Annotated in this window: 25 protein-coding genes; 19 read left to right on the top strand and 6 right to left on the bottom strand. The window is 43.5% G+C overall.

The features are described from left to right. Positions 1 to 142 precede the first annotated feature (142 nt). From NFR88_RS09635 to NFR88_RS09615, 5 genes are all read left to right on the top strand, one after another. On the top strand, positions 143 to 616 hold the full coding sequence (locus tag NFR88_RS09635; RefSeq protein WP_251615535.1) for an immunoglobulin-like domain-containing protein: 474 nt from the start codon (positions 143 to 145) through the stop codon (positions 614 to 616). A 419-nt stretch (positions 617 to 1035) separates the two neighbouring features. Further along, on the top strand, positions 1036 to 2499 hold the full coding sequence (cls, locus tag NFR88_RS09630) for a cardiolipin synthase (protein ID WP_251615533.1): 1464 nt from the start codon (positions 1036 to 1038) through the stop codon (positions 2497 to 2499). A gap of 13 nt (positions 2500 to 2512) precedes the next feature. Continuing rightward, positions 2513 to 3865 carry a MurT ligase domain-containing protein gene (locus NFR88_RS09625; RefSeq protein ID WP_251615531.1) on the top strand — a complete coding sequence of 451 codons (1353 nt, stop codon included), beginning with the start codon at positions 2513 to 2515 and terminating at the stop codon, positions 3863 to 3865. Continuing rightward, positions 3866 to 4624, top strand: a complete 759-nt coding sequence (locus NFR88_RS09620; protein ID WP_251615528.1) for a type 1 glutamine amidotransferase — start codon at positions 3866 to 3868, stop codon at positions 4622 to 4624. 16 nt (positions 4625 to 4640) lie between these two features. Beyond that, a complete protein-coding gene (locus NFR88_RS09615) occupies positions 4641 to 4904 on the top strand; it encodes a hypothetical protein (protein ID WP_160202192.1) in 264 nt (87 codons plus the stop codon). An 84-nt stretch (positions 4905 to 4988) separates the two neighbouring features. On the opposite strand, the gene NFR88_RS09610 is transcribed toward NFR88_RS09615, so the two are convergent. Continuing rightward, the gene (locus NFR88_RS09610; RefSeq protein WP_251615525.1) at positions 4989 to 5201 is read right to left on the bottom strand and encodes a hypothetical protein; all 213 of its coding nucleotides are present in this window, start codon (positions 5199 to 5201) and stop codon (positions 4989 to 4991) included. Between the two features lie 205 nt (positions 5202 to 5406). Then, positions 5407 to 5766 carry a lytic transglycosylase gene (locus NFR88_RS09605; protein WP_160202190.1) on the bottom strand — a complete coding sequence of 120 codons (360 nt, stop codon included), beginning with the start codon at positions 5764 to 5766 and terminating at the stop codon, positions 5407 to 5409. Between the two features lie 101 nt (positions 5767 to 5867). Between NFR88_RS09605 and NFR88_RS09600 the strand changes: the two genes are divergently transcribed. Continuing rightward, a complete protein-coding gene (locus NFR88_RS09600) occupies positions 5868 to 6584 on the top strand; it encodes a site-2 protease family protein (RefSeq protein ID WP_243151064.1) in 717 nt (238 codons plus the stop codon). Positions 6585 to 6776: 192 nt separating this feature from the next. Next, positions 6777 to 9368, top strand: a complete 2592-nt coding sequence (gene clpB / locus NFR88_RS09595; RefSeq protein WP_251615522.1) for an ATP-dependent chaperone ClpB — start codon at positions 6777 to 6779, stop codon at positions 9366 to 9368. Positions 9369 to 9434: 66 nt separating this feature from the next. On the opposite strand, the gene NFR88_RS09590 is transcribed toward clpB, so the two are convergent. After that, the gene (locus NFR88_RS09590) at positions 9435 to 10097 is read right to left on the bottom strand and encodes a GntR family transcriptional regulator (RefSeq protein WP_161907515.1); all 663 of its coding nucleotides are present in this window, start codon (positions 10095 to 10097) and stop codon (positions 9435 to 9437) included. 137 nt (positions 10098 to 10234) lie between these two features. On the opposite strand from NFR88_RS09590, the gene nth reads away from it, so the two are divergent. The 3 genes from nth to NFR88_RS15070 all read left to right on the top strand — a co-directional run bounded on the left by nth (position 10235) and on the right by NFR88_RS15070 (position 12504). Further along, complete coding sequence (gene nth, locus NFR88_RS09585; RefSeq protein WP_160202187.1) at positions 10235 to 10858, top strand: endonuclease III; 624 nt, start codon at positions 10235 to 10237, stop codon at positions 10856 to 10858. After that, positions 10842 to 12242: a fibronectin type III domain-containing protein gene (locus tag NFR88_RS09580; protein ID WP_251615519.1), complete on the top strand. Its 1401-nt coding sequence runs from the start codon at positions 10842 to 10844 to the stop codon at positions 12240 to 12242. The genes nth and NFR88_RS09580 overlap by 17 nt, the downstream gene beginning before the upstream one ends. Positions 12243 to 12372: 130 nt before the next feature. Then, on the top strand, positions 12373 to 12504 hold the full coding sequence (locus NFR88_RS15070; protein ID WP_279261703.1) for a hypothetical protein: 132 nt from the start codon (positions 12373 to 12375) through the stop codon (positions 12502 to 12504). 479 nt (positions 12505 to 12983) lie between these two features. Here NFR88_RS15070 and NFR88_RS09575 read toward each other — a convergent pair whose 3' ends face one another. Together NFR88_RS09575 and NFR88_RS09570 are read right to left on the bottom strand one after the other, a co-directional pair. Further along, on the bottom strand, positions 12984 to 13478 hold the full coding sequence (locus tag NFR88_RS09575) for an SEC-C metal-binding domain-containing protein (RefSeq protein WP_160202673.1): 495 nt from the start codon (positions 13476 to 13478) through the stop codon (positions 12984 to 12986). Positions 13479 to 13506: 28 nt separating this feature from the next. After that, complete coding sequence (locus NFR88_RS09570; protein WP_251615518.1) at positions 13507 to 14472, bottom strand: homoserine dehydrogenase; 966 nt, start codon at positions 14470 to 14472, stop codon at positions 13507 to 13509. Between the two features lie 111 nt (positions 14473 to 14583). On the opposite strand from NFR88_RS09570, the gene trmL reads away from it, so the two are divergent. The 9 genes from trmL to NFR88_RS09525 all read left to right on the top strand — a co-directional run bounded on the left by trmL (position 14584) and on the right by NFR88_RS09525 (position 23484). Beyond that, positions 14584 to 15057: a tRNA (uridine(34)/cytosine(34)/5-carboxymethylaminomethyluridine(34)-2'-O)-methyltransferase TrmL gene (gene trmL, locus NFR88_RS09565; protein ID WP_160202671.1), complete on the top strand. Its 474-nt coding sequence runs from the start codon at positions 14584 to 14586 to the stop codon at positions 15055 to 15057. Positions 15058 to 15154: 97 nt separating this feature from the next. Next, on the top strand, positions 15155 to 16522 hold the full coding sequence (rpoN, locus tag NFR88_RS09560) for an RNA polymerase factor sigma-54 (protein WP_251615501.1): 1368 nt from the start codon (positions 15155 to 15157) through the stop codon (positions 16520 to 16522). A 178-nt stretch (positions 16523 to 16700) separates the two neighbouring features. Then, positions 16701 to 17720: a type I glyceraldehyde-3-phosphate dehydrogenase gene (gene gap / locus NFR88_RS09555; RefSeq protein ID WP_251615499.1), complete on the top strand. Its 1020-nt coding sequence runs from the start codon at positions 16701 to 16703 to the stop codon at positions 17718 to 17720. Between the two features lie 11 nt (positions 17721 to 17731). Next, positions 17732 to 18916 carry a phosphoglycerate kinase gene (locus NFR88_RS09550; RefSeq protein WP_160202668.1) on the top strand — a complete coding sequence of 395 codons (1185 nt, stop codon included), beginning with the start codon at positions 17732 to 17734 and terminating at the stop codon, positions 18914 to 18916. A gap of 72 nt (positions 18917 to 18988) precedes the next feature. Continuing rightward, on the top strand, positions 18989 to 19738 hold the full coding sequence (tpiA, locus tag NFR88_RS09545) for a triose-phosphate isomerase (RefSeq protein ID WP_251615496.1): 750 nt from the start codon (positions 18989 to 18991) through the stop codon (positions 19736 to 19738). Positions 19739 to 19808: 70 nt separating this feature from the next. Continuing rightward, positions 19809 to 20042, top strand: coding sequence for a preprotein translocase subunit SecG (gene secG, locus NFR88_RS09540; RefSeq protein ID WP_160202666.1), 234 nt, complete (start codon positions 19809 to 19811; stop codon positions 20040 to 20042). A 104-nt stretch (positions 20043 to 20146) separates the two neighbouring features. Beyond that, on the top strand, positions 20147 to 22162 hold the full coding sequence (locus tag NFR88_RS09535) for a sodium-translocating pyrophosphatase (RefSeq protein WP_160202665.1): 2016 nt from the start codon (positions 20147 to 20149) through the stop codon (positions 22160 to 22162). A 312-nt stretch (positions 22163 to 22474) separates the two neighbouring features. Beyond that, the gene (ybaK, locus tag NFR88_RS09530) at positions 22475 to 22969 is read left to right on the top strand and encodes a Cys-tRNA(Pro) deacylase (RefSeq protein ID WP_251615494.1); all 495 of its coding nucleotides are present in this window, start codon (positions 22475 to 22477) and stop codon (positions 22967 to 22969) included. An 11-nt stretch (positions 22970 to 22980) separates the two neighbouring features. Continuing rightward, positions 22981 to 23484: a GNAT family N-acetyltransferase gene (locus NFR88_RS09525; RefSeq protein ID WP_160202663.1), complete on the top strand. Its 504-nt coding sequence runs from the start codon at positions 22981 to 22983 to the stop codon at positions 23482 to 23484. A 174-nt stretch (positions 23485 to 23658) separates the two neighbouring features. Here the strand turns inward: NFR88_RS09525 and NFR88_RS09520 are convergent. Further along, the coding region (locus tag NFR88_RS09520) for a transposase (protein WP_251615492.1) at positions 23659 to 24387 on the bottom strand (729 nt) is incomplete at its 5' end.

Below are 24387 nucleotides of genomic sequence, written 5' to 3'. Positions count from 1 at the left end.
TAGCTGAAAATAGTTAATACAATATAAATTTCAAATTAATTCTATTTATGGTATAAATCTTGCATATTACTTTATGTGAAAAGTTTTTATTGAGGAGGGAAATATTGTATCAAGGTTAAACATAACTTTATACTAAAATAAGATGAGAAAATATATAAAAATAATAGCTGGATTCGTATTAGTTATTGCTATATTAGGAATTACGCTGCATCATCGCAGCACGTTAAATGATATTTGGTCAGAAAGACTGTCGGAGGAATCGGTGATTGCCAGTTATTTAGAATTTTATCCAGCTTCTGATAAAGAAGCTATTACCGCAGAAAAGGGAACTTTCATTATCAATAACAAATCCGACCTACAGATGCGTACAGGGGAATTCTACGCATTGCAGAAAAAAGTCTTAGGAAAATGGAGCGATGTAGAACCGTATTTGAATTTTGTAATGGTAGCTTATGAAGTGCCAACTGGTGAATATAGTTTTACTGTGAATTGGGAAAAAGATTATGGGAAATTACCCCATGGAACATACAGAATTATAAAAGACTGTGATGTAACTCTGGATGCCGAATATCATAAAAGCGAAGACTTAGTTTTTGCGTGTGAATTTAGGATTTAATAGCGGAATATTACAAGCATATTTATAATAGAGCATGGTAAAACCGTGGGACGAAGTCGTTACAGAAATGAGGAAGAAATACGAATGATAAAGCCATATATATTCTTAAAGAAGCGCCTGCTGGCAGTGAGACTCGCTGCCAGCAGGCATTTCTTTTATTAACGATTATCAGCAAGCGGCTTGAAAACGCCAATCTGACCATATTTGTTCAAATCAGCTTTTTACGGTTAGATAGCCGATTTCCAGAATCGAAATTCACTTTCTGAGTAGATCCGAAGCGGACTTCGAGCAGACTTCAAGCAAATCTCGAAGCAGGGAAACAGATTTCATAGGCTTGCCGCTGATTTATATGTGGAAAATCTTTCAGTGTTGTGATAAAATATGAAAATGGACAAATTATAGTATTAGGGGATTTAGAGATGACATATTTTATCAGTTTGTTTACAGACAGCAACTGGAGCGCTTTTATTTACAGTATCAATCTGATCATAGCACTGACCATTATTTTTTTGGAGCGAAAGAATCCGGCGGCATCTCTTGCCTGGATTCTGGTTTTGTTTGTACTGCCGATTTTTGGTATTTTCCTTTATATGATGTTATCGCAGAATATTTCCAGACACAAGATTTCCAGGCTGTCTGAGAGAGAAATGATGACGATGAACGAGGAAATGAAAGAGCAGATTGAAGCCATGGACAGCGGAGCCTTTCCTTTTTCCGGTGAGGCGGCAGTCAGATGGAAACATATGATTAAGCTGAATCAGGTCTACGGCAACGCTTTTCTGACCCAGAACAATCAGGTGGAACTTTTGGTGGACGGCAAAGAGATGTTTGAGAGTCTGCTTCACGACATCAACTGCGCGACGAAATCCATCAACGTCATGTACTACATCATCAAGGACGACAAGGTAGGAAAGCGATTTCTGGAAGCGCTGACAAAGAAAGCCAGAGAAGGGGTAGAGGTAAGGCTTTTGATGGACGCTCTGGGAAGCAGGTTTATCAATGACTGGCGGCTTTCAGAGTTTCTGGCGGCCGGCGGAAAGACCGCTTATTTCTTTAAGCCCAAGCTGAAATATCTTTATTTTGAAATGAATTACCGCAATCACCGAAAAATCGTTGTCATTGACAGCGAAATCGGTTATACCGGCGGGTTTAATATCGCGAAGGAATATCTGGGGCAGAAGCGGAAGTTCGGTTACTGGCGGGATACGCACATCAGACTGCAGGGCGGTGCCGTGCAGGATCTCAACGCCCGCTTTATCATGGACTGGCGGTTTGCTTCTAAAGAGCAGCTGGAGCTGGACGAAGCCTATCTGGGCGCGCCCAGGGATGCGGGGACAAGTCCTGTGCAGATTGTTTCCAGCGGGCCCGATTCCGTCAGAGAAGAGATTAAGCGTTCTATGATGAAGATGATTACCTACGCGCAGAAGTCGGTCTATTTGCAGACCCCATATTTTATTCCAGACCCCAGCATGCTGGAGTCTCTCAAAATGGCGGCGCAGTCCGGCGTAGACGTGCGGATTATGATACCGTGCATGCCGGATCACATGTTTGTATACTGGGCCACTTACGCATACTGCGGCGAACTGATTCGCTCCGGCGCCAGAGTTTTCATCTACGACAACGGCTTTCTTCACGCCAAAACCCTGGTGGTGGACGGCGAAGTTTCGACGGTCGGATCTGCCAATTTCGACAGGCGGAGCTTTCGGCTTAACTTTGAGTCCAACGCCTTTATCTACGATAAAGACTTTGGCCAAAGGATGGACAGGCAGTTTCTGACTGATATGGAACACGGTCACGAACTGACGCGAAAGGATTACAACAACAGACCTACAGCAGTCAAATTTAAAGAAGCCATTTCAAGACTGCTGTCAGATATATTATAACGGGAGGATACCAATGAAATTTTATCTCGCGCTTTGGTTTGCAAAGCTCATCAACATCATCATCAACATTGTGGACAAGAGCCGCGGCTCCAACTTCTCCGGCGAAAAAGCCATGAAGATTGACCCACAGATGGTGGCTCACTTTAAAGGAATTGATTATTCCAAGGTGCTGTTCATTACCGGCACCAACGGCAAATCGACGACCAACAATCTGATTACGCATATTTTCCGCTCAAACGGGAAAAAAGTAGTCGCCAATTTAGAGGGTGCAAACCTGATTTACGGTGTTGCGACTGCGCTTTCTAAGGCATCCAGCTTGACTGGTCGTATTAAGGCGGACTATATCATCTTTGAGACTGACGAGCGTTATCTGCCGCTGATTCATAAGCAGCTTCCGGCACAGAATATCATGATTACCAATCTGCAGAAGGATCAGGTGCAGAGAAACGGCGATCCGGACTTTATCTACCGAAAAATTTTTGACGGGCTGCCTGACGGCATTCGCTTCTTTTTAAATAACGAGGAGCCGAGAACCCGCTCTTTTGGAGACAAATCTGAAAACATCGTAACTTACGGTGTTAATCGTCATAACGAGTCTTTCACCAAAGATGAGAGCTTTCCGACTATGGCTTGTCCTCGTTGCAGGCACAAAATCATCTTCGATTATTATAACAACGATGGCGTTGGCAAATTCCACTGCAGCTACTGCGGTCTATCTTCAGACGAAAGAGCAGACTACACCATTACCGATGTGGATTTTGCGGCGAGAAAGTTTAAGCTTGGTGATGTAACCTTTGATATGCCATACGATACACCTTATATGTGCTACAATTATGCCGGTGCGCTTGCAGTAGCCAAGGAACTTGGCAGCATAGAACCTGCTGATGCGGCAAAAGCCTTTGGCTCCTTCAAAAATGTGGGCGGTCGCTTTGAGATTTTGAAATATAAAGATAAAACCATTAAATACATGCGGATTAAGCAGGAAAATCCGGAAACTTTGCAGACCTGTATCAACGTCATGGCTGCAGACAAGGAAACGAAGATGGTGTGCCTTGGGTTGTGTCCTCTTATTGACCTGATTCCACACTATACCAACTCTTTCTACGCCTTTGACTGTGATTTGTCAGGTCTGGTAAAATCTGACGTTGAGAAATACTTCTGCTTTTCCGAAGCGGTTTGCTTTGATACTGCCAACAGATTGATTTACGAGGGAGTAGATCGGTCAAAGATTTCTATTGCAGAAACTGAAGCGGTAGAGACCATCTTTAAGGAAATTGAGGAGACAGAAACGAAGAATATTTACCTGATTACGTGGCTGCATACTTTTGAACACATGAAGAAGTACATCGATAAGGAGGGAAATTAAATGAAAGACTTAAAAATTGCGTGGCTTTTCCCGGATACGTTGTATCTTCACGGAGAGAGGGGAAATATTCTGGCGCTGCAGCAGATTGCAAAGCTGAAAGGTCTGGAAACTTCGATAGATCGTATTGATTTTGATACCGAGAATTTTAATCCGATGGATTATGATATCATCTTTTGCCCGCCGGGAGAAATCGTGTCTTTTCCAGTAGTACTGGAATATCTGAGGCCGCAGGCTGACGCTTTTAAGGCTTATATCGAAAGCGGCAAGGTGCTTTTGGCAACCGGAACGTCTATGGCGCTGTGGTGCAAAGAAGTGCAGAGAGCCGACGGCAGCAGTTTTGAGGGACTGGGGATTCTGGATGCAGTTGCGAAGGAAAATGATGCGGTATATGGTGACGATGTGTACTTTAGCTGTAAATATGGAAGCAAGGAAGTGGAAGTGCTGGGAAACCAGATTCAGATGGCGGATTTTATCTGCGATGTGCAGCCTGCCTTCGGTCAGCTGATTTATGGCTATGGAAACACTGGAAAGGATAGACAGGAAGGTTTTCTGACAGAAAATGCAATTTTCACCAACACCCTGGGACCTATGCTTGTAACCAATCCATGGCTTACAGAGGAAATTATTACTGTGGCAGCCGAAAAAGCAGGGCTTGCGTTAAACGACGAGGAACTGGATGTATCTTTGGAGCAGGAATCCTTTGCTGCAAAGAAGAGATATATTGAAGGAAAAGAAAGCAGATTAACAAACTGCAGATAGTGAAAGGAGAATCGATATGGCTTTTTTAGATAAGCTGACCGATGCCGCTGCTGCTATCGGTGATAAGGCAAACGATGCAATTGAAGTAACGAAGATTAAAACAAAGATTAATGGAGAAAAGAAAGAACTAGAAGTGGATTTTGCACAGCTGGGCAGAATTTATTATGACCTAATTAAAGCAGGGGCTGGCGCAGAGCAGGCTGCACTAGATCTCACTGCGGCGATTGATGCGAGACAAGAAGTGCTGATAGAACTGGAAGAAGAACTAAAAAAACTTTAATTTTATTTGCAAAAAAAGTGTGAAACGAAAAAACGCTTTGGCAGGTGCCCAAGATGGCTTGCCGAAGCGTTTTTGATTTGTCGATTATCTGGTGCTGTTATTGTCACAGCCGTTGCCGGTGTTATGGCAGCCGTTGTGAGAGCCGATAGAGATTTCGATGTTAATGCCGCCGCTTGCGGAAAAGAGAATGATGCCTGCAGCAGCGCCAATCAGCGCAGCAGCAGAAACCAGCATAGCTTTCTCGGCAGGGGTATGTTCTTTCTGTAAAAACCTTTTCAGTCTGCATGTGCCTTCCATAATTGTATCCTCCCAGTTTGTTAGCTGATTTTATTCTACCATGAATGAGAAGAAAAGGCAACGTGCGCAACGCATACTTCTCTGCGAACTATATTTGTTGGGCGCAGTGTGGCCAGTGTGCATATATTTGAAAAAAAATATCGATTTTATGCACGTTAACAAGGCATTAATGCAACAGAGGCGTACTACTTCTACAGTGAAAGATTTACGGCAGAGGAACGCAAAGCTCGGTTCCAATCATCAGATTGTATGGGTCGATGGATGGATTGGCTTGCATAATATCATCCAGCTTTGCGCCATGCATTTTTGCAATTAAGTACAGAGTGTCTCCAGCTTCTACCACGTGGGTAATCACTTTTGGCTTTGACGGTTCTTCCGGCTTTGGAAGTTGGGAAGGATCTCCCGGAATACAGAGTCTGGTTCCGATTTGCAGATTGTATGGATTGGTAATGTGATTAACCTTCATCAAAAGACTGACTGGCAGATCATATTTCTCTGCAATTGTGTACAGGGTATCACCTGCTGAGACAGTATAGACATCGATACATACAAGTGTATTACTCATAAAAAACCACCTTTCTTTTTTGACCGTTTATATTATAGTATTTTCAATTGCCCATAAATGTGATAAAATATTTAAAAATATATTGGGAAAGGAAAAAAGATTTGAAACGATTTTTACGCTCACCGGCGCTGGTGCTGCTCTTTGCACTGATTGTACTTAGAATTATTTCTAATCCATACGTAGATGCCGGAGAATGGATTATGGATAAACTTTTGATTTTGCCTGGCATTATTATAGGTTTATCTTTTCACGAATTTGCACACGGGATTGTATCTTATAAGCTAGGGGATCCAACTCCGAAGCTGCAGGGAAGATTAACCATAAACCCCGCGGCACATATTGATCCTTTTGGTTTTTTTGCGCTGCTAATCGCGGGATTTGGATGGGGTGTTCCTGTAGAAATTGATCCGCGCTATTATAAACACAGAAGGCGGGACGAAATGTTGGTGTCCTTTGCGGGAGTCGTGATGAATCTCTTCATTGCTATCGTCTTTTCGTTTGTACTGAAAGGCTTATTTATCATGAATCCACCTTGGCTCATGGGCACTTTCGGAGATGTTCTTTTAGACGTTTTGTTTTACATCATATCGGTCAATGTGGTGCTGATGGTATTTAATCTGCTGCCGGTGCCGCCGCTGGATGGGTTCGGCATTTTGACCGAGATTTTCGACCTGCGGAAATACAACTGGTATTATCAGGTTTACGACAAAGGATTTCTTATTCTGCTGGCGCTGATTATCTTTAACGTAACTGATGTTGTGCTGGTGCCTTGCGTCAACTTTGTATATCAGCTTCTGATGGATTTGATTATTTTTTAAAGATTTTGCGAAGTTATGAGCTGCCCGTGTATGCCAGATGGCTATGCGGGCATTCTTTGGTTTGAAGATTATTAGCACTCGTTGATGATGAGTGCTAAAAAGTTCTTTACTTTTTGAAAAAGTGGGTATAAAATAGAGACAGAGATTAAAAATAGTACAAATATAGTGATGTTTGAAGCGGGGGTGAAGCATATGAACATCGAAAAATTTACACAGAATGCACAGTCCGCCATTATGGACTGCCAGAATATTGCAATTTCAGAGGGCCATCAGGTACTGGAGGGCGAGCATTTGCATTTAGCGCTGCTAATGCAGAAGGACGGTCTGATTCCGAAGCTTTTGCAGTACATGGAGGTCAATCCTTCCTATATGATTGCTGAGCTTCAGGAAGCCATCGAGAAACTGCCGAAAGTTTCCGGAAATGCGGACAATATCTACGCTTCTAGAAGGCTGAATCAGATTCTGCTTTCTGCAGAGAAGGAAGCAGAGCAGTTTAAAGATGAATATGTCAGTGTTGAGCACTTGTACCTGGCGCTTCTTGCTGAACGAGGCACGCCGTCTGCAAAGCTGTTTTCTAGGTATCAGATTACCAAGGAGAAATTTTTGGAGGCTCTTTCTAAAGTGAGAGGAAACCAGCGTATTACCAGCCAGAATCCTGAAGATAACTATGACGTGTTGAATAAGTATGGTCGTGATCTTGTGGAGATGGCAAGAGAGGGAAAGCTGGATCCGGTTATTGGGCGTGATAGCGAAATCAGACACGCAATTCAGATCCTTTCCAGAAGAACTAAGAATAATCCGGTCTTGATTGGTGAGCCGGGGGTAGGCAAGACTGCCGTAGTAGAAGGGCTGGCACAGAGAATTTTAAACGGCGATGTGCCGGAGGGACTGAAAGACAAGACGATTTTTGCTCTTGATATGGGAGCCCTCATTGCCGGCGCCAAATTCAGAGGAGAGTTTGAGGAACGTCTGAAAGCCGTTCTCAACGAAATCGAAAAGTCCGATGGTAGAATTATTCTGTTCATTGATGAGATTCACAATATTGTAGGTGCAGGAAGAACAGAGGGCTCCATGGATGCAGGAAACCTGCTGAAACCAAAGCTTGCCAGAGGAGAACTTCACTGCATTGGCGCTACGACTCTTGATGAATATCGCAAGTATATCGAAAAGGACGCAGCACTTGAGCGACGTTTTCAGAAGGTTCTTGTGGATCAGCCGACAGTGGAGGATACCATTTCCATTCTCCGTGGTCTTAAGGAACGCTTTGAGATTCATCACGGCGTGCGCATTACAGACAGCGCTCTCATTGCCTGCGCAACTCTTTCTGACCGGTATATTTCCGATCGTTTTCTACCAGATAAAGCCATTGACTTGATGGATGAGGCAGCTTCCAAAATCAGAACGGAAATCGACAGCTTGCCAACGGAACTTGATGAGATCTCCAGAAAAATCATGCAGCTGGAAATCGAAAAGCAAGCTCTTTCCAAGGAGACAGACCGCGGATCGGTGGCAAGGCTTTCCGCACTTGAAAAAGAGCTTTCCCAGCTTCGCGAGGAAAATGCCACGATGCGTGCCCAGTGGGAAAATGAGAAAAAAGCGATTACCCAGGTGAAGAGTACCAAGGAGCAGATAGAAGAAGTAAAGCACCAGATGGAAGAGGCGGAAAGAAACTACGACCTTGAAAAACTAGCGCAGCTGAAATACGGTACGCTGCCGGAGCTTTTGAAAAAGCTTGAAACTGATAAGCAGACTGCTGAAACGGCTGAGGAAAATCGCCTGCTGAAAGAAGAGGTCGGCGAGGAAGAAATTGCAGAAGTAGTTTCTGCATGGACTGGCATTCCTGTCGCCAAGCTGGTAGAGTCGGAGAAGGAAAAGCTGCTCAAATTGCCGGAAATTTTGCACCGCAGAGTCATCGGTCAGGAAGAAGGCGTTGTTTCTGTATCAGAATCCATTCTTCGCGCACGGGCAGGCTTAAAGGACGAAAACAGACCAATCGGATCCTTTATTTTCCTTGGACCTACTGGTGTTGGTAAAACTGAGCTTGCCAAGGCTTTGTCAGAGTCTCTCTTTGATTCGGAGAAGAATATGATTCGTATCGACATGTCCGAGTACATGGAAAAGCACGCAGTGTCCAGACTGGTCGGTGCGCCTCCGGGATATGTGGGCTACGATGAAGGCGGTCAGCTGACTGAAGCTGTTCGCCGCAAGCCGTACAGCGTGGTTCTCTTCGATGAAATTGAAAAAGCGCACCCGGATGTATTCAACATTCTGCTGCAGCTTCTGGATGATGGAAGACTGACCGATAATCAGGGAAGAACAGTAGATTTCAAAAATACCATTATCATCATGACCTCCAACATCGGCAGCAGTCAGCTGATTGAAAACATCCAGCCTGACGGCTCGATTGATGAGAAAACCAAGGAAGATGTAGAAAACCAGCTGAAGAATTACTTCCGTCCGGAATTCCTCAACAGAATCGACGATATCGTGGTCTTCAGTCCGCTGACAGAAGACCAGATTGTAAGTATTATCGAGCTTTCCTTAAAGGGACTTGAGAGACGCCTTTCTGAGCGTGAAATTATTCTTTCCCTGACGGAAGAGGGTAAGAGGTTCATTGCAAAAAATTCCTACGATCCGGCCTATGGTGCAAGACCTGTAAAAAGATATCTGCAGAAAAATATCGAAACAGCCCTTGCCTCCAAGCTGATTCAGGGTGAAATTACAGACGGGGATACAGTGGTCATCAATTCTGACGGAGAACAACTGATTTTTGAGGTAAAATAAAATAGAGAATACAAGAACAGCCTCCCGCAATAAGCTTTGCTGGAGGCTGTAATAGTTTTTGATTATTTATTTGAATTTTCGTTTTTTGCCATTTTCCATATGTTCTTTCATCGCCAGTGCGCCGCCTTCGATGTCGCCGGCTTTAAATGCTTCGAAGATAGCGCGGTGTTCCAAAAGGACATCGTTCAGGTAGGAAGGGGCGTAGTAGTTGGATGGGCTGCAGTGCTTCAAATAAGTCTGATAGGAAGACAGTATTTGCTTCAGCATTCTGTTATGCGTTGCCATGTAAATAATCTGATGGAATGCTGTATTGATATTAATCATTTTGTTAATATCGTTTTTCATGGTATAAAATTCCATGAATTCAAAGGTCTCCTCAAGTTCTTGCATTTCTTCTTCTGTAATGCGTTCAATAGCCCATCTCACAGCTTGAATTTCATAATCTTTGCGAAGGGTAAACATATCTTCTAAATCTTGTGTGGAAAGCCCAAGGACAAAGGCGCCTCTGTTGGGAATATTTTCAATGAGACCGTCCATTTCAAGCTGTCTCAATGCTTCTCTGACAGGTGTCCTGCTGACTTTATACTCATTGCAGATTTTCTGTTCTGTTAATTTTTCACCGGGCTTTAGTTTGCCAGTTAAAACGTCTTCCTGAAGCTCTGTGTAAAGATTGGTGGATAGGGGCTGATTGCCTGTTTTGCCGTCTTCTAAGTATTGAATAATAGACATTTCTTTCCTCCTGGATTTTAACCGTATACAATTATATGAGGGGAATGGGCATTTGTCAAGCAAAATAGATGCGTGGCTTGCGGTGGTCTGTCTGCTCGGACTTGTCAAAGATTGTTTTTTCTTGTATAATGCTAGGTATGAAACAGGAACACATTAAAGAAATTTTAGACATTTTGGAGGATACTTATCCGGACGCAGAGTGCGCACTGCATCATCAAAATGTATTTCAGCTTATTGTAGCGGTGGCTTTGTCCGCACAAACCACAGACAAAAGCGTCAATCAGGTGACTCCGGATTTATTCGCAGCTTATCCGGACGCTTTTGCACTGGGAAATGCCGACCCGGAGGAGGTTAGCGAGTATATCAGGCGAATCGGCATGTACAAGACGAAGTCAAAGAATATCGTAAAGATGGCGAAAATGCTGGCAGATCAATACGACGGCAAGGTGCCGGAGGACTACGACAAATTGGTGGAACTGCCGGGTGTAGGCAGGAAAACTGCTAACGTAGTGCTTTCTGTAGGATTTGGACATCAGCGTATTGCGGTGGATACTCACGTATTTAGAGTGGCAAACAGAATCGGTTTTGTCAGCGAAAAAGACGTGTTGAAAACAGAGATGGCGCTGATGGAAGTAATCCCTGAAGATAGATGGTCGAGAACTCACCATTCACTGATTTTCCACGGCAGAAACTGCTGCGACGCCAGAAAGCCTGCTTGCGAAAACTGCAGCATAAAGGAACTTTGTGAGAAGCATTTATAAAGCGTTTGCGAAAGCAGGACAGAAAGGACAAGCTATGAAAAAAAGAGCCTTGGCTTTACTTTTGACATGTACCATGATGCTGAGTGTGTCATTTATATTGCAGCCGCAAGAAGCTGTAGCTGACTCAGGTACAGGGTATGCAGGACAGGATTGTACTGCAAACGAGACCGCCTCTTCCACCATTGACTATGCCATGAGTAAGTACAAGCACCTGAGCACTTTTCCAAAGAGTGGAGAATGCTGGGGGTTTGCTGAGACTATCAACGGACTTTTGGCAGCGCAAAACGATGTTAACTATTTTACAGGACTAAAGAATACCCAGAAGAATTTCCTAAAAAAATGTCTTGGTGTTAAAGCGGGCACGCATATTCGTTTTTGCAATACCAGACAGTTTGACAGTTGGTCTGGTCATTCCGTGGTGCTTTTAAAGGTGACGGAAGATTATATTTATTGGGCTGACAATAATTATGACAGAGCCAATACGGTGCAGTATTACAGTGGCACTATCGATGATTTTTTCTCGATGTATGGACAGTATAGCTATCTGACTATGGTGAAAAAACCAGTTAAGTACAAAACTTATGCAGCCCCAACGGTATCTTCAATGCGAGATATGGAAGCTGGCGGAATTCGGTTGACATGGCTGAAGACCACTAATACAACCCGCTACGATGTGTACCGAAGCTACAATAAAACCGGAACTTATAAGCGCATTGGAAAGACAGAGGACAGGGTTTTTCTTGATCGTTCTGTGGACATGGGACAAAAAGCTTACTACAAAATTAAAGCGGTCAAAACCAGTGGCAGCCAATACAGCAATATCGTATCAAACACGCTGAAGCTGGCGACACCTGTAGTTACCATAGAAAACAATCAGGCGGAAAGTAAGATTACACTGTCTTGGGGACAGGTAGCTAAAGCAGATTGCTATAAAGTCTATCGTAAAATTGGAACGGACAGAGAAAAACTGGTAAAGACTACTACAAATCTGACCTATACTGCAAGGGTAAGCAATATCGAAGGTATCTGCCGGTACCGTGTAAAGGCGGTTTATGCTGGAAACAGTAGCGGGAATTCAGCTTACTCCAAAGCTGTTTATGTAGATATACAGCTGCAGCCGCCAACTGGTTTTTCCGGAGTGCTTCACGATGATGAGAATGGATCCGTTACGTTGTCATGGAATGAAGTAAAAGGCGCAGACTGTTATGAGCTCTACTGCAGCAGAACGATAAACGGTCCTTATTGGCTTGAGGCAACGATTAAAGAGGAGACAACATATTTTGATTCGCTGAGAAAACCGGGGCAGCAGTACTACTACTTCCTCATTGCAAGAAATTCTGTAACCAGCACGAGCAGTCAGCCGTGCGATCCGATTTTGATTTAACATGATTGGAGCTGTCTCAAAATAAAATGAGACAGCTTTTGTTTTGATTTTCGACCAGAGCGCCGGCTTGAAGCAGTTAGTCAGGCAAATTCGTGTACGGGAGTAAACCTGGCAGAAAGAGAATTAAGATATGCCGATGATTTACCCCGTGCCAATTTTGAACTTGATTTCTGTATACATGGCGCGGACCTTTGAGAAAGTGCCAGGTAGAAAAGCTTTTTTAGAAAAAATGGCGGCGGCAGAAAGAAATGCAGACAGATAGTCGGAAAAACTTTAGCATCCTACAGTAAAATATCAAAAAAGTGGGTATTAGGCGGCAGGTGCGCGCCAGTTTTTTATGAAAATGAATCCCAATATGGCGTTTGGCGGATGGCTGACGCCATGTATACAAAAAAACGCTTAGAAGATGGCGTTTTTCATGGGGTGAACGCCGGATATCCAAAAAAATCTTGAGATTATGGCGCGCCGGATTCTACGCAGCAAAAACTACCGTATGATTACTAGTTACAAAAAAATATGACGCCCCATGGGCGTCTATTTGACTTAAATGGTGGAAATAAAGAACAGGCGGTCTCAATCAATGAGACCGCCCGCTTTGTAAGGTCATTGTCAGAGGACAACAAGGTTCCCGGGCACCCACCCGAAGCTTTGCTTCGTGGAAGGGTGGGGTTGTTATTGTCAGAGGACAACAAGGTTCCCGGGCACCCACCCGAAGCTTTGCTTCGTGGGAGGGTGGGGTTCTTATTTACCGCAGCATTTCTTGTATTTCTTGCCACTACCGCAAGGACAAGGGTCGTTTCTGCCCGGCTTCTTTTCGACACGAACAGTCTTTGAACGCTTGAACTCTTTTACGATTTCTATTCTTTTTTCTTCGGTGAGTACGCCGTCCCACTGCTGCAGGCTAAACAAGTAGTCGGCTTCAGCTTTCAGCATGTTGAAGAAGAGTTTTTCAAAGTCGATGTCGAGGTCGATGACAGTGTCGTCAGTGACAGACTCTAAATCCATTTCCTTGTTTAAGCTGGAATTGATACCATCTAAAAATCCGACAAAGATAGTCTTGTTGCATTCAAATTTTTCAACCAGCTCAGCTACGGTACCGGAAAGGTGCTCCGTATGGTTTTCTAAAATATGAGAGTACAGCTTGGTTTCTGTCTCTGCATATTCTTTCCAGAAGGCCTCAAAAGTGTCTTCTGTCTGATTGTCAATCAGCTCTTGCCAGTCCTGATATAAGCTCATGGGTGATTCCTCCTTTATAAACGTTTTCTTACAGTTCTTTTGCAATGGCTAAGATATCGCCTACGATTGCGCTGCCTGTTGGAAGGGCGCCTGCGCCTTTTCCATAAAACATCACTTCGTCAACGGCGTTGCCGGTTACATAGATTGCGTTAAACTCGTTGGATACGCCGGCAAGCGGGTGAGAGTTTTCGATTTCCATAGGCTTTACACTGTATTCGAGTGTATCGCCGGTTTTCCTTGCGTGGGCAATCAGTTTGATTTTGCAGCCTTTTTCCTTGGCAGCGTTGATATCGTCCATAGTGATTTTGCTGATACCCACGGTAGGAATTTCGGCAGGCGGTACGTATTTGTCGAACGCAAGAGCCATCAGGATAGAAAGCTTGTTGGCTACATCAATACCTTCAACATCAGCAGTCGGGTCAGCTTCTGCAAAGCCTTTTGCCTGGGCATCTTTGAGCACGTCGTTGTAATCAAGACCGAGGTCGGTCATTTTTGTCATGATATAGTTGGTAGTGCCGTTTAAGATGCCCATGACTTCTGTAAACTCGTTGCCTGCAAGGGCTTCTGTGATTGCAGTCAGGGCAGGGATACCACCGCCGACGCTGGCTTCAAATCTGAAACCTACGCCATTTTCTTTTGCAGCTTTGTGCAGCTTGTCAAAGTTAGCTGCGACAGCAGCTTTGTTCGGCGTAACAACGCCTTTGCCGTTTTCCATGGCAGTCAGCATGAAAGTAGTGGACGGCTCGATACCGCCCAGAGATTCTACCACAATATCAATGTCAGGATTCTTTAAAATATCGTCAGGATTCTGTGTAGCCTGGTTTTCTTGGAGTCCAAGCGCCTTTACACGTTCCATATTCTTTTCTAAGACCTTTACGACCTCAATGGTGCGGTCGATTCTTTTTTCGATTAATGCCTTGTTTGTCTGCAGGATTTCGTAAGTGCCGCCACCTACGGTACCCAGACCGAGTATTCCGATTTTTACTGTTTTCATAACAGCCTCCTTGTACAAAATTTCCATTGCTAAAAATTATATAACAAAAAAGTAATTTTGTCTTTATATTTCTGCAAAAAAGATTTATGATGTAAGGACGGAGGTTTTTTTATGGCATTACACATTGTACTGGTGGAACCGGAGATTCCGCCTAATACCGGAAATATTGCAAGAAGCTGTGCTGCAACAGGCACGGTTTTACATTTAGTGAAACCTTTAGGGTTTTCTATAGACGATAAGGCGGTGAGAAGAGCAGGTCTTGATTACTGGCCTTATGTAAAGCTGGAAATTCACGAAAGCTTACATGATTTTATGGAAAAGTATTCTAAGGATCATACTATGTATCTGGCGACTACGAAAGGCGGACATCTTTATACTGATGTAACATATAAAGATGAAGATATGATTTTGTTCGGCAGAGAAACTGCCGGTCTTCCAAGAGATTTCATCAAAGAACACGAGGACACGGCAGTGCGCATTCCTATGAGTGAAGACACCAGATTGCGTTCTTTCAATCTTTCCAACTCAGCGAACATTATTTTGTTTGAAGCACTTCGCCAGCTAGGATTTCCTGAACTTGCGTAGGAGTTTTGGTGCAAAAAAGTTGCTGCATAGAAAAACAGTAATTCCCTTGAAAAGAACTGGCTCAATGTGGTATACTATTTGCATAGGAGATGGGTAAATGAAACTTGGTTACGAATTAACAATTGAACAGACTCAGAAGCTCTCCATGACACCAGAGCTGATTCAGGCCATCCAGATTTTGCAGTTTAACAACCAGGAGCTTTCAGATTATGTGCAGAACGAACTTTTGGAGAATCCCGTATTAGAAGCGGAGAAGTCCTACGATGCACAGGAAGTTGACATCAGAGAAAAAATCAGAGAAGCGGACTACGAAGAAGAGAGTTTTCGTCAGTGGGAGTACAGACCTGATGACGATGACGATGATGATTATACTTATGAGCAATATGTATATGAAGAAGATACATTAACCGACTATTTGATGAGTCAGCTGCAGTTTTCCCGGCTGACAGGTCAGATGGCGACAATCGGACGATATATTATAGAAGTCATTGACGACAATGGCTATTTAACTATGTCCGTGGAAGAGATATCCAAGGCAGTTGGTGCGGATATTGATACAGTGGAAGAAGTGCTGAATTTTATTCAGACCTTCGATCCCTGCGGTGTAGCAGCGAGAAATTTGCGGGAGTGTCTGATCATCCAATTTGCTGCCAAGGGACTTTTGACCGATGAGATTGAATATATCATTGAGAACATGCTGGAGGAATTGGCAGATAATAAGATTGCTTACATTGCAAAGACGATTGGCATTAAAAATCAGGAAGTACAGCAGATCGCTGATTTAATCAAGACCATGGAACCAAAACCCGGCAGAGTTTTTTCTTCCGGCGAAGCGACCAGATATGTGGTGCCGGACATCATTGTCGAGAAAGTCAACGATGAGTATCAGGTGATGAACAACGATACCAGCATGCCGAAATTGATGGTGAGTTCTTATTATAATAAATTATCGGCAGAAGCGAAGCAGGATGAGGAACTGAACAAATACCTGACCGACCGGTTCAATGCGGCGGTATGGCTGATCAAGAGCATAGAGCAGCGGAAACAGACCATATATAACGTGGCCAGCGCTGTTGTTAAGTATCAGCAGGATTTCTTCGATAACGGAGAGAAATCGCTGAAAACCCTGACGCTGAAGCAGATTGCAGAGGATGTTGGCGTACACGAGTCTACTGTCAGCAGATCCATCAATGGAAAATATATGCAGAGCCCTCGCGGCGTTTTTGAACTCAAGTATTTTTTCTCCAGCGGGGTTTCAGGCGAAGATGGCACGGGTGTTTCATCCAACAGCGTAAAGTCCATCATCAAAGAGATTATCGCAGGAGAGAATCCGCAGAAACCTTACAGTGATCAGGATATGGTTGAGATATTAAAAAATAAGGGAATTGATATATCCCGAAGAACTGTTGCAAAGTATAGGGAGGGCATGAATATCCTGTCTTCCTCCAAGCGGCGCAGGTTCTAATGGCACTTGCCCCCCAATTTCTGAAAGAAATTGAAGGGAATGCCTTATGCTATAAATTCCCAAGAGGGCAAGCTTGTTAAGCGATGCTCAATTGGCAGAATTTAGTCGTAAAATGGTGCTTGCACCAATACAGTTGACATACTTTAATTTGATATAAAGAGAGTTATGGAGGTAAATTATGGCAATTAAAGTTGGTATTAGTGGATTCGGAAGAATCGGCAGAGTGGTAATCAGAGCTGCAATGGACATGCCTGAAATTGAAATCGCAGGCATTAACGTTCGTAACGCAGACATTGATTACCTAATCTATATGTTGAAATATGATACGACATTTGGTCGTTTTCCTAAGAGTTTAGATAAATATGAGGAAGGTATCATCATTGATGGCAAGAAAGTTCCTGTATTCAGTGAATCAGAAGCGAAGAACATTCCTTGGGACAGATGCGGCGCAGAATACATAGTAGAAGCGACAGGTGCTTATACTACAACAGAGAAGGCGCTCGACCATGTAAAGGCAGGTGCAAAGAAAGTCATCATATCTGCACCAGCAAAGGATAAGACTACGCCTACATTTGTTTACGGTGTTAATTCAGATGAATATACCAGTGATATGCAGGTGGTTTCCAACGCATCCTGTACTACTAACTGTTTGGCACCGCTTTGCAAAGTTCTGGAAGATAACTTTGGTATTGAACAGGGACTGATGTCGACCATCCACTCTGCAACAGCAAAACAGAAAGTTGTAGATGCTCGTTCCATGAAAGACTGGAGAACCGGCAGAAGCGTATTTGGAAACGTGATTCCATCCACCACAGGCGCTGCTAAAGCAGTAGGGCTGGTTATTCCGTCTTTGGCAGGTAAGATGACAGGTATTTCGTATAGAGTGCCGACTGCTGATGTTTCTGTAATCGACCTGAATGTAGTACTGAAAAAATCCGCGTCCTATGATGCGATTTGCAGAGCTGTTAAGAAGGCGTCAGAAACTTATCTCCACGGCGTTATTGAGTATGTGGATGATGAAGTTGTTTCCGGAGATTTTGTCGGTGATCCGCATACTTCTATCTTCGATGCGAGAGAAGGTATCGAACTCAACGACAAGTTCTTCAAATTAATTGCGTTCTATGACAATGAGTATGGATATTCCAGCAAAACTTTAGAGCTGATTAAACATATGTATGAAGTAGATCACGCAAAGTAAAGAGGCTAAATATGAAAAAAACCATTAGAGACATTGCGCTCAAAGGAAAAAAAGTAATTGTAAGATGTGATTTCAACGTTCCCCAGAAGGACGGTGTCATCACAGATGATAACAGAATCAAAGCTGCACTGCCGACAATCACTTATCTTAGAGAGCAGGGCGCTAAAGTGATTCTCATGTCCCATCTGGGAAGACCGAAAGGTGAGCCGAAGATGGAATTTACACTGAAACCTGTAGCAGACAGATTAGCAGAACTGCTGGACTGCGAAGTGAAGTTTCAGAGCTGCCCTGAAGTGGTGTGCGACACCATCAGAGACATGGCGGCTTCCTTAGAAGAAGGTGAAGTTATGCTTCTTGAAAATGTTCGTTTCCGCAAAGAAGAGACGGACAATGGAGCAGAATTTGCCAAAGAACTGGCTGATCTTGGAGAAATTTTTGTTCAGGAAGCCTTTGGAACAGCGCACAGAGCGCATGCTTCTACAGCAGGTATTGCGGACTATCTTCCTGCAGTATCAGGATTCCTCATCGAAAAGGAGGTCAAGTTCCTTGGAGATGCGCTTGAAAATCCTAGCAGACCTTTCGTTGCCATCATGGGTGGCGCCAAAGTAGGAGACAAAATTCCTGTCATTGAAAATCTGCTGAAGAAAGTCGATACGCTGATTATTGGCGGCGGTATGTCCTATACTTTCTTTAAAGCAATGGGACTGGAGATCGGAACTTCCATTTTAGATGAAGCGAATATAAATCTTGCAGCGGAGCTGATCGAAAAGGCTAAGTCGGCAGGTGTAGAACTGCTGCTTCCTGTCGATGTTGTCTGCGCTAAGGAATTTGCCAATGAAACAGAGACAAAAATTACAGACAGGGATGGGATTCCTTCTGACATGATGGGACTTGATATCGGACCAGCAACGGTTCGCCTTTATGGTAAAGTGCTGAGAGAAGCGAAGACTATCGTGTGGAACGGACCTGTCGGCGTTTTTGAAATGCCGACCTTTGAAAAGGGAACTAAGGCAATTGCTGAGATTCTGGCAGAGAGTGATGCTGTGACAATCATTGGCGGCGGAGATTCTGCAGCGGCAGCAGAGCAGTTTGGACTTGCGGACAAGATGAGCCACATTTCCACAGGCGGCGGCGCATCGTTGGAATTTTTGGAAGGAAAAGTACTTCCGGGCATTGCCGTCATTGAAGAAAAATAATAATTTATTGTAATCTTACATGCAGTGGAGAAGTCTCCTCTGCATGTTTTATAGGAATAGGAAGGAATAGAGATGAGAATTCCACTAATTGCAGGAAACTGGAAAATGTATAAAACCACAGAAGAAGCGCTTGCTTTTGCAAAGGAACTGAAAACAATGTATGGAGATACTGACGTAAAAGCTGCAATTTGTGCACCATATACGCAGCTTGCGGCATTGGTACAGGCTTTTTCTGGAAGCGGAATCGGTGTCGGTGCTCAGAATGTTCATTTTGAAGAAGAAGGTGCATTTACTGGAGAAGTTTCACTAAATATGCTCAAGGAAATTGGTGTAGATTACTGTATTGTAGGTCATTCGGAAAGACGTCAGTACTTTGGAGAAACTGATGAGACGGTAAATTTGAAACTGAAGAAAATCCTAACCGATAGTGAAATCACGCCGATTTTATGCGTTGGCGAGGATTTGGCACAGAGAGACGCTGGGATCGAACAGGAAGTTGTATGTGCGCAGATAGAAAAGGCTTTTGCAGAAATTTCTGCAGAGGATGCTGCTAAAGTGGTGGTAGCCTATGAACCAATCTGGGCAATCGGTACCGGCAGAACCGCAAGTCCCCAGCAGGCAGGAAAAATGTGCGCATGGATCAGAAAGTCTATCGAAGGTCTTTACGATGAAGATACCTGTGATAAAGTGATTATCCAGTACGGAGGCAGCGTAAAGCCTGAAAATGCAACGGAAATTATGGATATGGACGAGATTGACGGCGCGCTGGTTGGCGGGGCTAGTCTGGATTCGTCTAAATTTATGGAGATTGTCAACTTTTAGCAGGAAAACACTTGATTTTTCGTGGTTCTTATGATAAAGTTAAATGGTTAAATTTAAAGGAGGGAATAAGATGAAGATCGCTCTTATGGCATTACTGGCAATTGCAAGTATCGTTCTGATTTTAAGTGTTCTTCTGCAGTCTGGTAACAGCGATGGTTTATCCGGTTCTATTGCAGGCGGTGCAGAACAGCTTTTCGGAAAGAAAAAGGGCAGAGGATACGAAGCAATCTTAAGCAAGATTACAGTCGTATGCGCTGTGTTATTTATCGTGCTTTCACTTGCTATTGTTTCAATGTTTAGTTAATAATTTAATTTAAAATATTTGTTTGGTTTTATAAGAGGCGCGTGCATATGCGGTGCCTCTTTAAACGCGTTATAAACCAGACAAGAAAATGGAGGTATTATATTATGAATTGGATTGTACCAATCGCGGCTGCGGTCGGACTGTTGGTAGCCTTCTGCTTGTCCTCCTGGATCAGCAAATCTGACGAAGGTACTGACAGAATGAAGGAAATCGCAGGATACATCAGAGAAGGTGCTATGGCTTTCTTAAAGAGAGAATACAAGACCATGGTTATCGTAATTGCTGTGCTGTTCCTGCTCATCGGATTTGGCCTGCAAAGCTGGATTACTGCAGGACTGTACCTAATTGGTGCGCTGCTGTCTGTACTGGCAGGTTTCTTCGGTATGAACGTGGCAACCAAAGGTAACGTAAGAACTGCATGGGCTGCCAAAGAAGCAGGTATGCCAAAAGCGCTGAAGATTGCATTCAGATCTGGCGCTGTTATGGGTCTTTGCGTATCCGGTCTTGGACTTTTCGGTCTTGGCGTAGTGTTCTGCGTACTGGATCTTGCAACTGTTACAGAATGTATCACAGGCTTCGGTCTGGGCGCTTCGTCTATGGCGCTGTTCGGAAGAGTAGGCGGCGGTATCTATACCAAAGCTGCTGACGTAGGCGCTGACCTTGTTGGTAAGGTAGAAGCAGGTATCCCTGAAGATGACCCGCGTAACCCTGCTGTTATCGCTGACAACGTAGGCGACAACGTAGGTGACGTTGCTGGTATGGGGTCCGACCTGTTTGAATCTTATGTAGGTTCTATCATTTCCGCTATTACTCTGGCTTCCGTTGCTGTTGCCAATGCACCAGAAACTGCAATGTTCTCTGAAACAACTGCTGCACTGTTCCCGCTGCTGCTTTCTGCAGTAGGTATCATCGCTTCTGTTCTCGGTATCCTGATGGTAAGAGGCAGCGAGGGTTCCAACCCTGCAAATGCCTTGAACATGGGTACTTACATCAGTGGTATCATTGTAATCGTTGCTTCTCTGGTTATGAGTAAGTATATGCTGGGTGATTTCACTTATGCATTTGCAATTATTGCAGGTCTGGTTGCAGGTATTGCAATCGGTAAGATTACAGAAGTTTACACTTCCGGCGATTACGGTTCCGTTAAGAAAATTGCTGAACAGTCTCAGACAGGTGCTGCTACTACTATTATCAGCGGTCTGGGCGTTGGTATGATGTCCACTCTGTGGCCAATTATCATGATTTGTGTAGCTACTTTCGTAGCATATATGTTTGCAGGTGTTTATGGTATCGCACTGGCAGCTGTAGGTATGCTGTCCACAGCAGGTATGACTGTAGCAGTTGACGCTTACGGTCCTGTATCCGATAACGCTGGCGGTATCGCAGAAATGTCTGAACTTCCACACGAAGTTAGAGAAATCACCGACAAATTAGACGCTGTAGGCAACACTACCGCTGCAATCGGTAAAGGTTTTGCTATCGGTTCTGCTGCTCTGACTGCACTGGCTCTGTTTGTATCCTATGCAGAAGTAGCAGGCATTTCCGAAGTAGGAATTAACCTGCTGAACCCAATCGTAATTATTGGTCTGTTCCTGGGTGCTATGCTGCCGTTCCTGTTCTCTGCTATGACAATGAACTCTGTAGGTAAAGCAGCTAACCAGATGATTGAAGAAGTTAGAAGACAGTTCAGAGAAGACAAAGGCATCATGGAAGGCACTTCCAAGCCTGACTATGCTAGATGCGTAGATATCTCCACTGGTGCTGCTCTGAAAGAAATGGTTATGCCAGGTCTGATGGCAATCATTGCGCCTTTAGCAGTTGGATTTATTTTAGGTGCTGAAGCTCTTGCAGGTATGCTGGGCGGTGCACTGTCTGCAGGTGTACTTCTTGCAATCATGATGTCCAACGCAGGCGGCGCATGGGATAACGCTAAGAAATATATCGAAGAAGGAAATTACGGCGGTAAGGGAAGCGAACCTCACAAGGCTGCTGTTGTAGGCGACACTGTAGGTGACCCGTTCAAAGATACTTCCGGTCCTTCCATCAACATCTTGATTAAGCTGATGACAATTGTATCCGTAGTATTCGCACCAATGTTTGGCGCTGGATTACTGGGCTAATCAGTATCATTGATGAAAACTGCATCGCACTGCACGGGAAACCTGCAGTGCGATGTTTTAATTTCGGTGTTAAAATGAAAAAATATTAGCTGTAAATTTCAGCACTTGTTGCAATGTATTTTGTTTCCAGTTTTCATCTTTTCTTCAAACGATTTTCAAAATCTCGATTTTGTCCGCAAAAAGAAACCATTTTTGGCAGTTTTGAAAACCCAACAGAGTTTTTATGAAAACTGGAAGATATATTCAAAGTTATTGTCACTTTATCGTTCCTGTGATAGAATAATATGGATTTCATAAAAAAAGGATACAGACATGGCAAAGAAAGAAAAAGAGCCAAAAACCAATGCGGTACGCATGGTGGCGGCGAAAGGGATTGCTTATCAGCTACATACTTATGAAGCGCCGGAGGGCTTTTTAGATGGTGTTTCAGTGGCAGAGCAGGTAGGACAGAATCCTGATATGGTATTTAAGACTCTGGTTCTCGTAGGACATAGTAGACAGAATTACGTCTGTGTGATTCCTGTGGCATGTGAACTGAATCTAAAGAAGGCGGCGAAGCATTTTGGAGAAAAGAATATCGAAATGATTCATGCGAGAGATATTACGAAAATTACCGGTTATATCAAAGGTGGCTGCTCTCCGGTCGGTATGAAGAAATTATTTCCGACTGCTATTGACGAAAGGGCGAAGAATCATCAGAGGATTTGCGTCAGTGGCGGTAAGGTAGGACTGCAGATAGAGCTTTCACCGGTTGATTTGGCAGAATTAGTTGGTGCACAGTTCACCCATTTAACGAGAGAAGAATAAGGAGGCTGCTTATGAATATCAGAAAAGCCGCTGAGACGGATTTTATAGAGATTTTGGATATCTATGCCTATGCCAGAAATTTCATGTCGGAAAACGGAAATCCAACCCAGTGGGCGATTTGGGGTTACCCCGAAAAAGAACTTTTGGAGGGAGATATGAAAAGGGGCAATCTTTACGTCATGGAAGATGGAGGCAGTATCTGTGGCGTATTTGCTTTTATTATAGGTGCTGATCCGACCTACGACAGAATTGACGGCGGTCAGTGGCTAAACGACAGAGCCTACGGAACCATTCACAGAATCGCAGGAAACGGCACGGTGAAAGGGCTGTTGCAGCAGTGTGTGGATTTCGGATTTACCTTGATTGACAATATTCGTATTGACACTCACGAGGACAACAAAATCATGCAGCATTTGATTCAGAAGTGTGGTTTTACTTACTGCGGAATCATTTCTTCGAAAGATGGATCGCCAAGACTTGCATATCAGATGGCAAAGGAAAACCCCGGCACATAGGAAATCAATGGCATTAAGTTAAGGGATTTAAAGAGAAGTTAGTATTGTTCGCGATATTAACTTCTCTTTTTTTCCTTTGATTCAAGCTGATAAATTGTTTTTTTGTAGATTTAAAAACGCAACAAATAGACAAGAGCGTTCCCTTGTCAAAAAAATAATGTATATTTCAAAAATCTATGCTATTCTATACATGAAACTTATTGCCTGTTTGGCTTTCATTTCACGAGGCCTTGAACGTCCAGGCCGAATGGGCGTTATATATCTTGCAATAAGTGATTCAATATTAGGTGGGATATTTATACTAAGCAGGAATTCACGGCATATATGTACTGCGACAGAAAAATTGACTTTATATTCATACTTTCTGTCTTTCTTTTCAATGACTACGTGCGAGGTAATCAATTCTGAAAAGTTATACATGATTAACCGTGCAAAGATTTCTTGAAGTATGTATTCCACCTTTTTTGAATGAAAATGAAGCAGTCCTACTGTATATTTCAAATCTCTAAATGAAGTTTCAATTCCCCACCGCATGCCATACAGTTGTTTCAGAGTATCCGCAGGGAATTCATCAGTATCCAGATTAGTTACTACAACTTCGTAATAATCCTCTGATATTGGAAAGCGTACAATGCGAAATGGCAAATTATAAAGTACTGCAGGATCAGATTTTCTGCTCTTAACAGGCAGATAGTCAAATGGTTTATTATGCGCGATTCTCCGATAGTGATTTCTCTGCTCAAAAAGCTTTTTCATTTCATTAGTCTGTTTCCGAGTTAATTTTAAATCGATATACTCATCGAATTCCTCAGTATCCGGCAGCTCCAAGCCATGCAGAATACCGGATGAATATTGATTAAAATCTTTCACCCGTATTAGATAAAACCATCCTTTTTCTTGGAT

The organism is Senimuribacter intestinalis, assembly GCF_943192965.1.
In the GTDB taxonomy this organism is placed as follows: domain Bacteria; phylum Bacillota; class Clostridia; order Peptostreptococcales; family Anaerovoracaceae; genus Senimuribacter; species Senimuribacter intestinalis.
This window is presented reverse-complemented; position numbering and strand designations above follow the sequence as displayed.

Excerpts from the sequence above, each read along its gene's own strand:
- NFR88_RS09525 (WP_160202663.1), top strand. The coding sequence starts at position 22,981 with ATGAATATCAGAAAAGCCGCTGAGACGGATTTTATAGAGATTTTGGAT.
- rpoN (WP_251615501.1), top strand. The coding sequence starts at position 15,155 with ATGAAACTTGGTTACGAATTAACAATTGAACAGACTCAGAAGCTCTCC.
- gap (WP_251615499.1), top strand. The coding sequence starts at position 16,701 with ATGGCAATTAAAGTTGGTATTAGTGGATTCGGAAGAATCGGCAGAGTG.
- NFR88_RS09625 (WP_251615531.1), top strand. The coding sequence starts at position 2,513 with ATGAAATTTTATCTCGCGCTTTGGTTTGCAAAGCTCATCAACATCATC.
- NFR88_RS09635 (WP_251615535.1), top strand. The coding sequence starts at position 143 with ATGAGAAAATATATAAAAATAATAGCTGGATTCGTATTAGTTATTGCT.
- NFR88_RS09620 (WP_251615528.1), top strand. The coding sequence starts at position 3,866 with ATGAAAGACTTAAAAATTGCGTGGCTTTTCCCGGATACGTTGTATCTT.
- tpiA (WP_251615496.1), top strand. The coding sequence starts at position 18,989 with ATGAGAATTCCACTAATTGCAGGAAACTGGAAAATGTATAAAACCACA.
- NFR88_RS09610 (WP_251615525.1), bottom strand. The coding sequence starts at position 5,201 with ATGGAAGGCACATGCAGACTGAAAAGGTTTTTACAGAAAGAACATACC.
- NFR88_RS09575 (WP_160202673.1), bottom strand. The coding sequence starts at position 13,478 with ATGAGCTTATATCAGGACTGGCAAGAGCTGATTGACAATCAGACAGAA.
- NFR88_RS09605 (WP_160202190.1), bottom strand. The coding sequence starts at position 5,766 with ATGAGTAATACACTTGTATGTATCGATGTCTATACTGTCTCAGCAGGT.
- nth (WP_160202187.1), top strand. The coding sequence starts at position 10,235 with ATGAAACAGGAACACATTAAAGAAATTTTAGACATTTTGGAGGATACT.
- NFR88_RS09590 (WP_161907515.1), bottom strand. The coding sequence starts at position 10,097 with ATGTCTATTATTCAATACTTAGAAGACGGCAAAACAGGCAATCAGCCC.
- trmL (WP_160202671.1), top strand. The coding sequence starts at position 14,584 with ATGGCATTACACATTGTACTGGTGGAACCGGAGATTCCGCCTAATACC.
- clpB (WP_251615522.1), top strand. The coding sequence starts at position 6,777 with ATGAACATCGAAAAATTTACACAGAATGCACAGTCCGCCATTATGGAC.
- NFR88_RS09570 (WP_251615518.1), bottom strand. The coding sequence starts at position 14,472 with ATGAAAACAGTAAAAATCGGAATACTCGGTCTGGGTACCGTAGGTGGC.
- NFR88_RS09535 (WP_160202665.1), top strand. The coding sequence starts at position 20,147 with ATGAATTGGATTGTACCAATCGCGGCTGCGGTCGGACTGTTGGTAGCC.
- NFR88_RS09615 (WP_160202192.1), top strand. The coding sequence starts at position 4,641 with ATGGCTTTTTTAGATAAGCTGACCGATGCCGCTGCTGCTATCGGTGAT.
- NFR88_RS15070 (WP_279261703.1), top strand. The coding sequence starts at position 12,373 with ATGCCGATGATTTACCCCGTGCCAATTTTGAACTTGATTTCTGTATAC.
- secG (WP_160202666.1), top strand. The coding sequence starts at position 19,809 with ATGAAGATCGCTCTTATGGCATTACTGGCAATTGCAAGTATCGTTCTG.
- cls (WP_251615533.1), top strand. The coding sequence starts at position 1,036 with ATGACATATTTTATCAGTTTGTTTACAGACAGCAACTGGAGCGCTTTT.
- ybaK (WP_251615494.1), top strand. The coding sequence starts at position 22,475 with ATGGCAAAGAAAGAAAAAGAGCCAAAAACCAATGCGGTACGCATGGTG.
- NFR88_RS09550 (WP_160202668.1), top strand. The coding sequence starts at position 17,732 with ATGAAAAAAACCATTAGAGACATTGCGCTCAAAGGAAAAAAAGTAATT.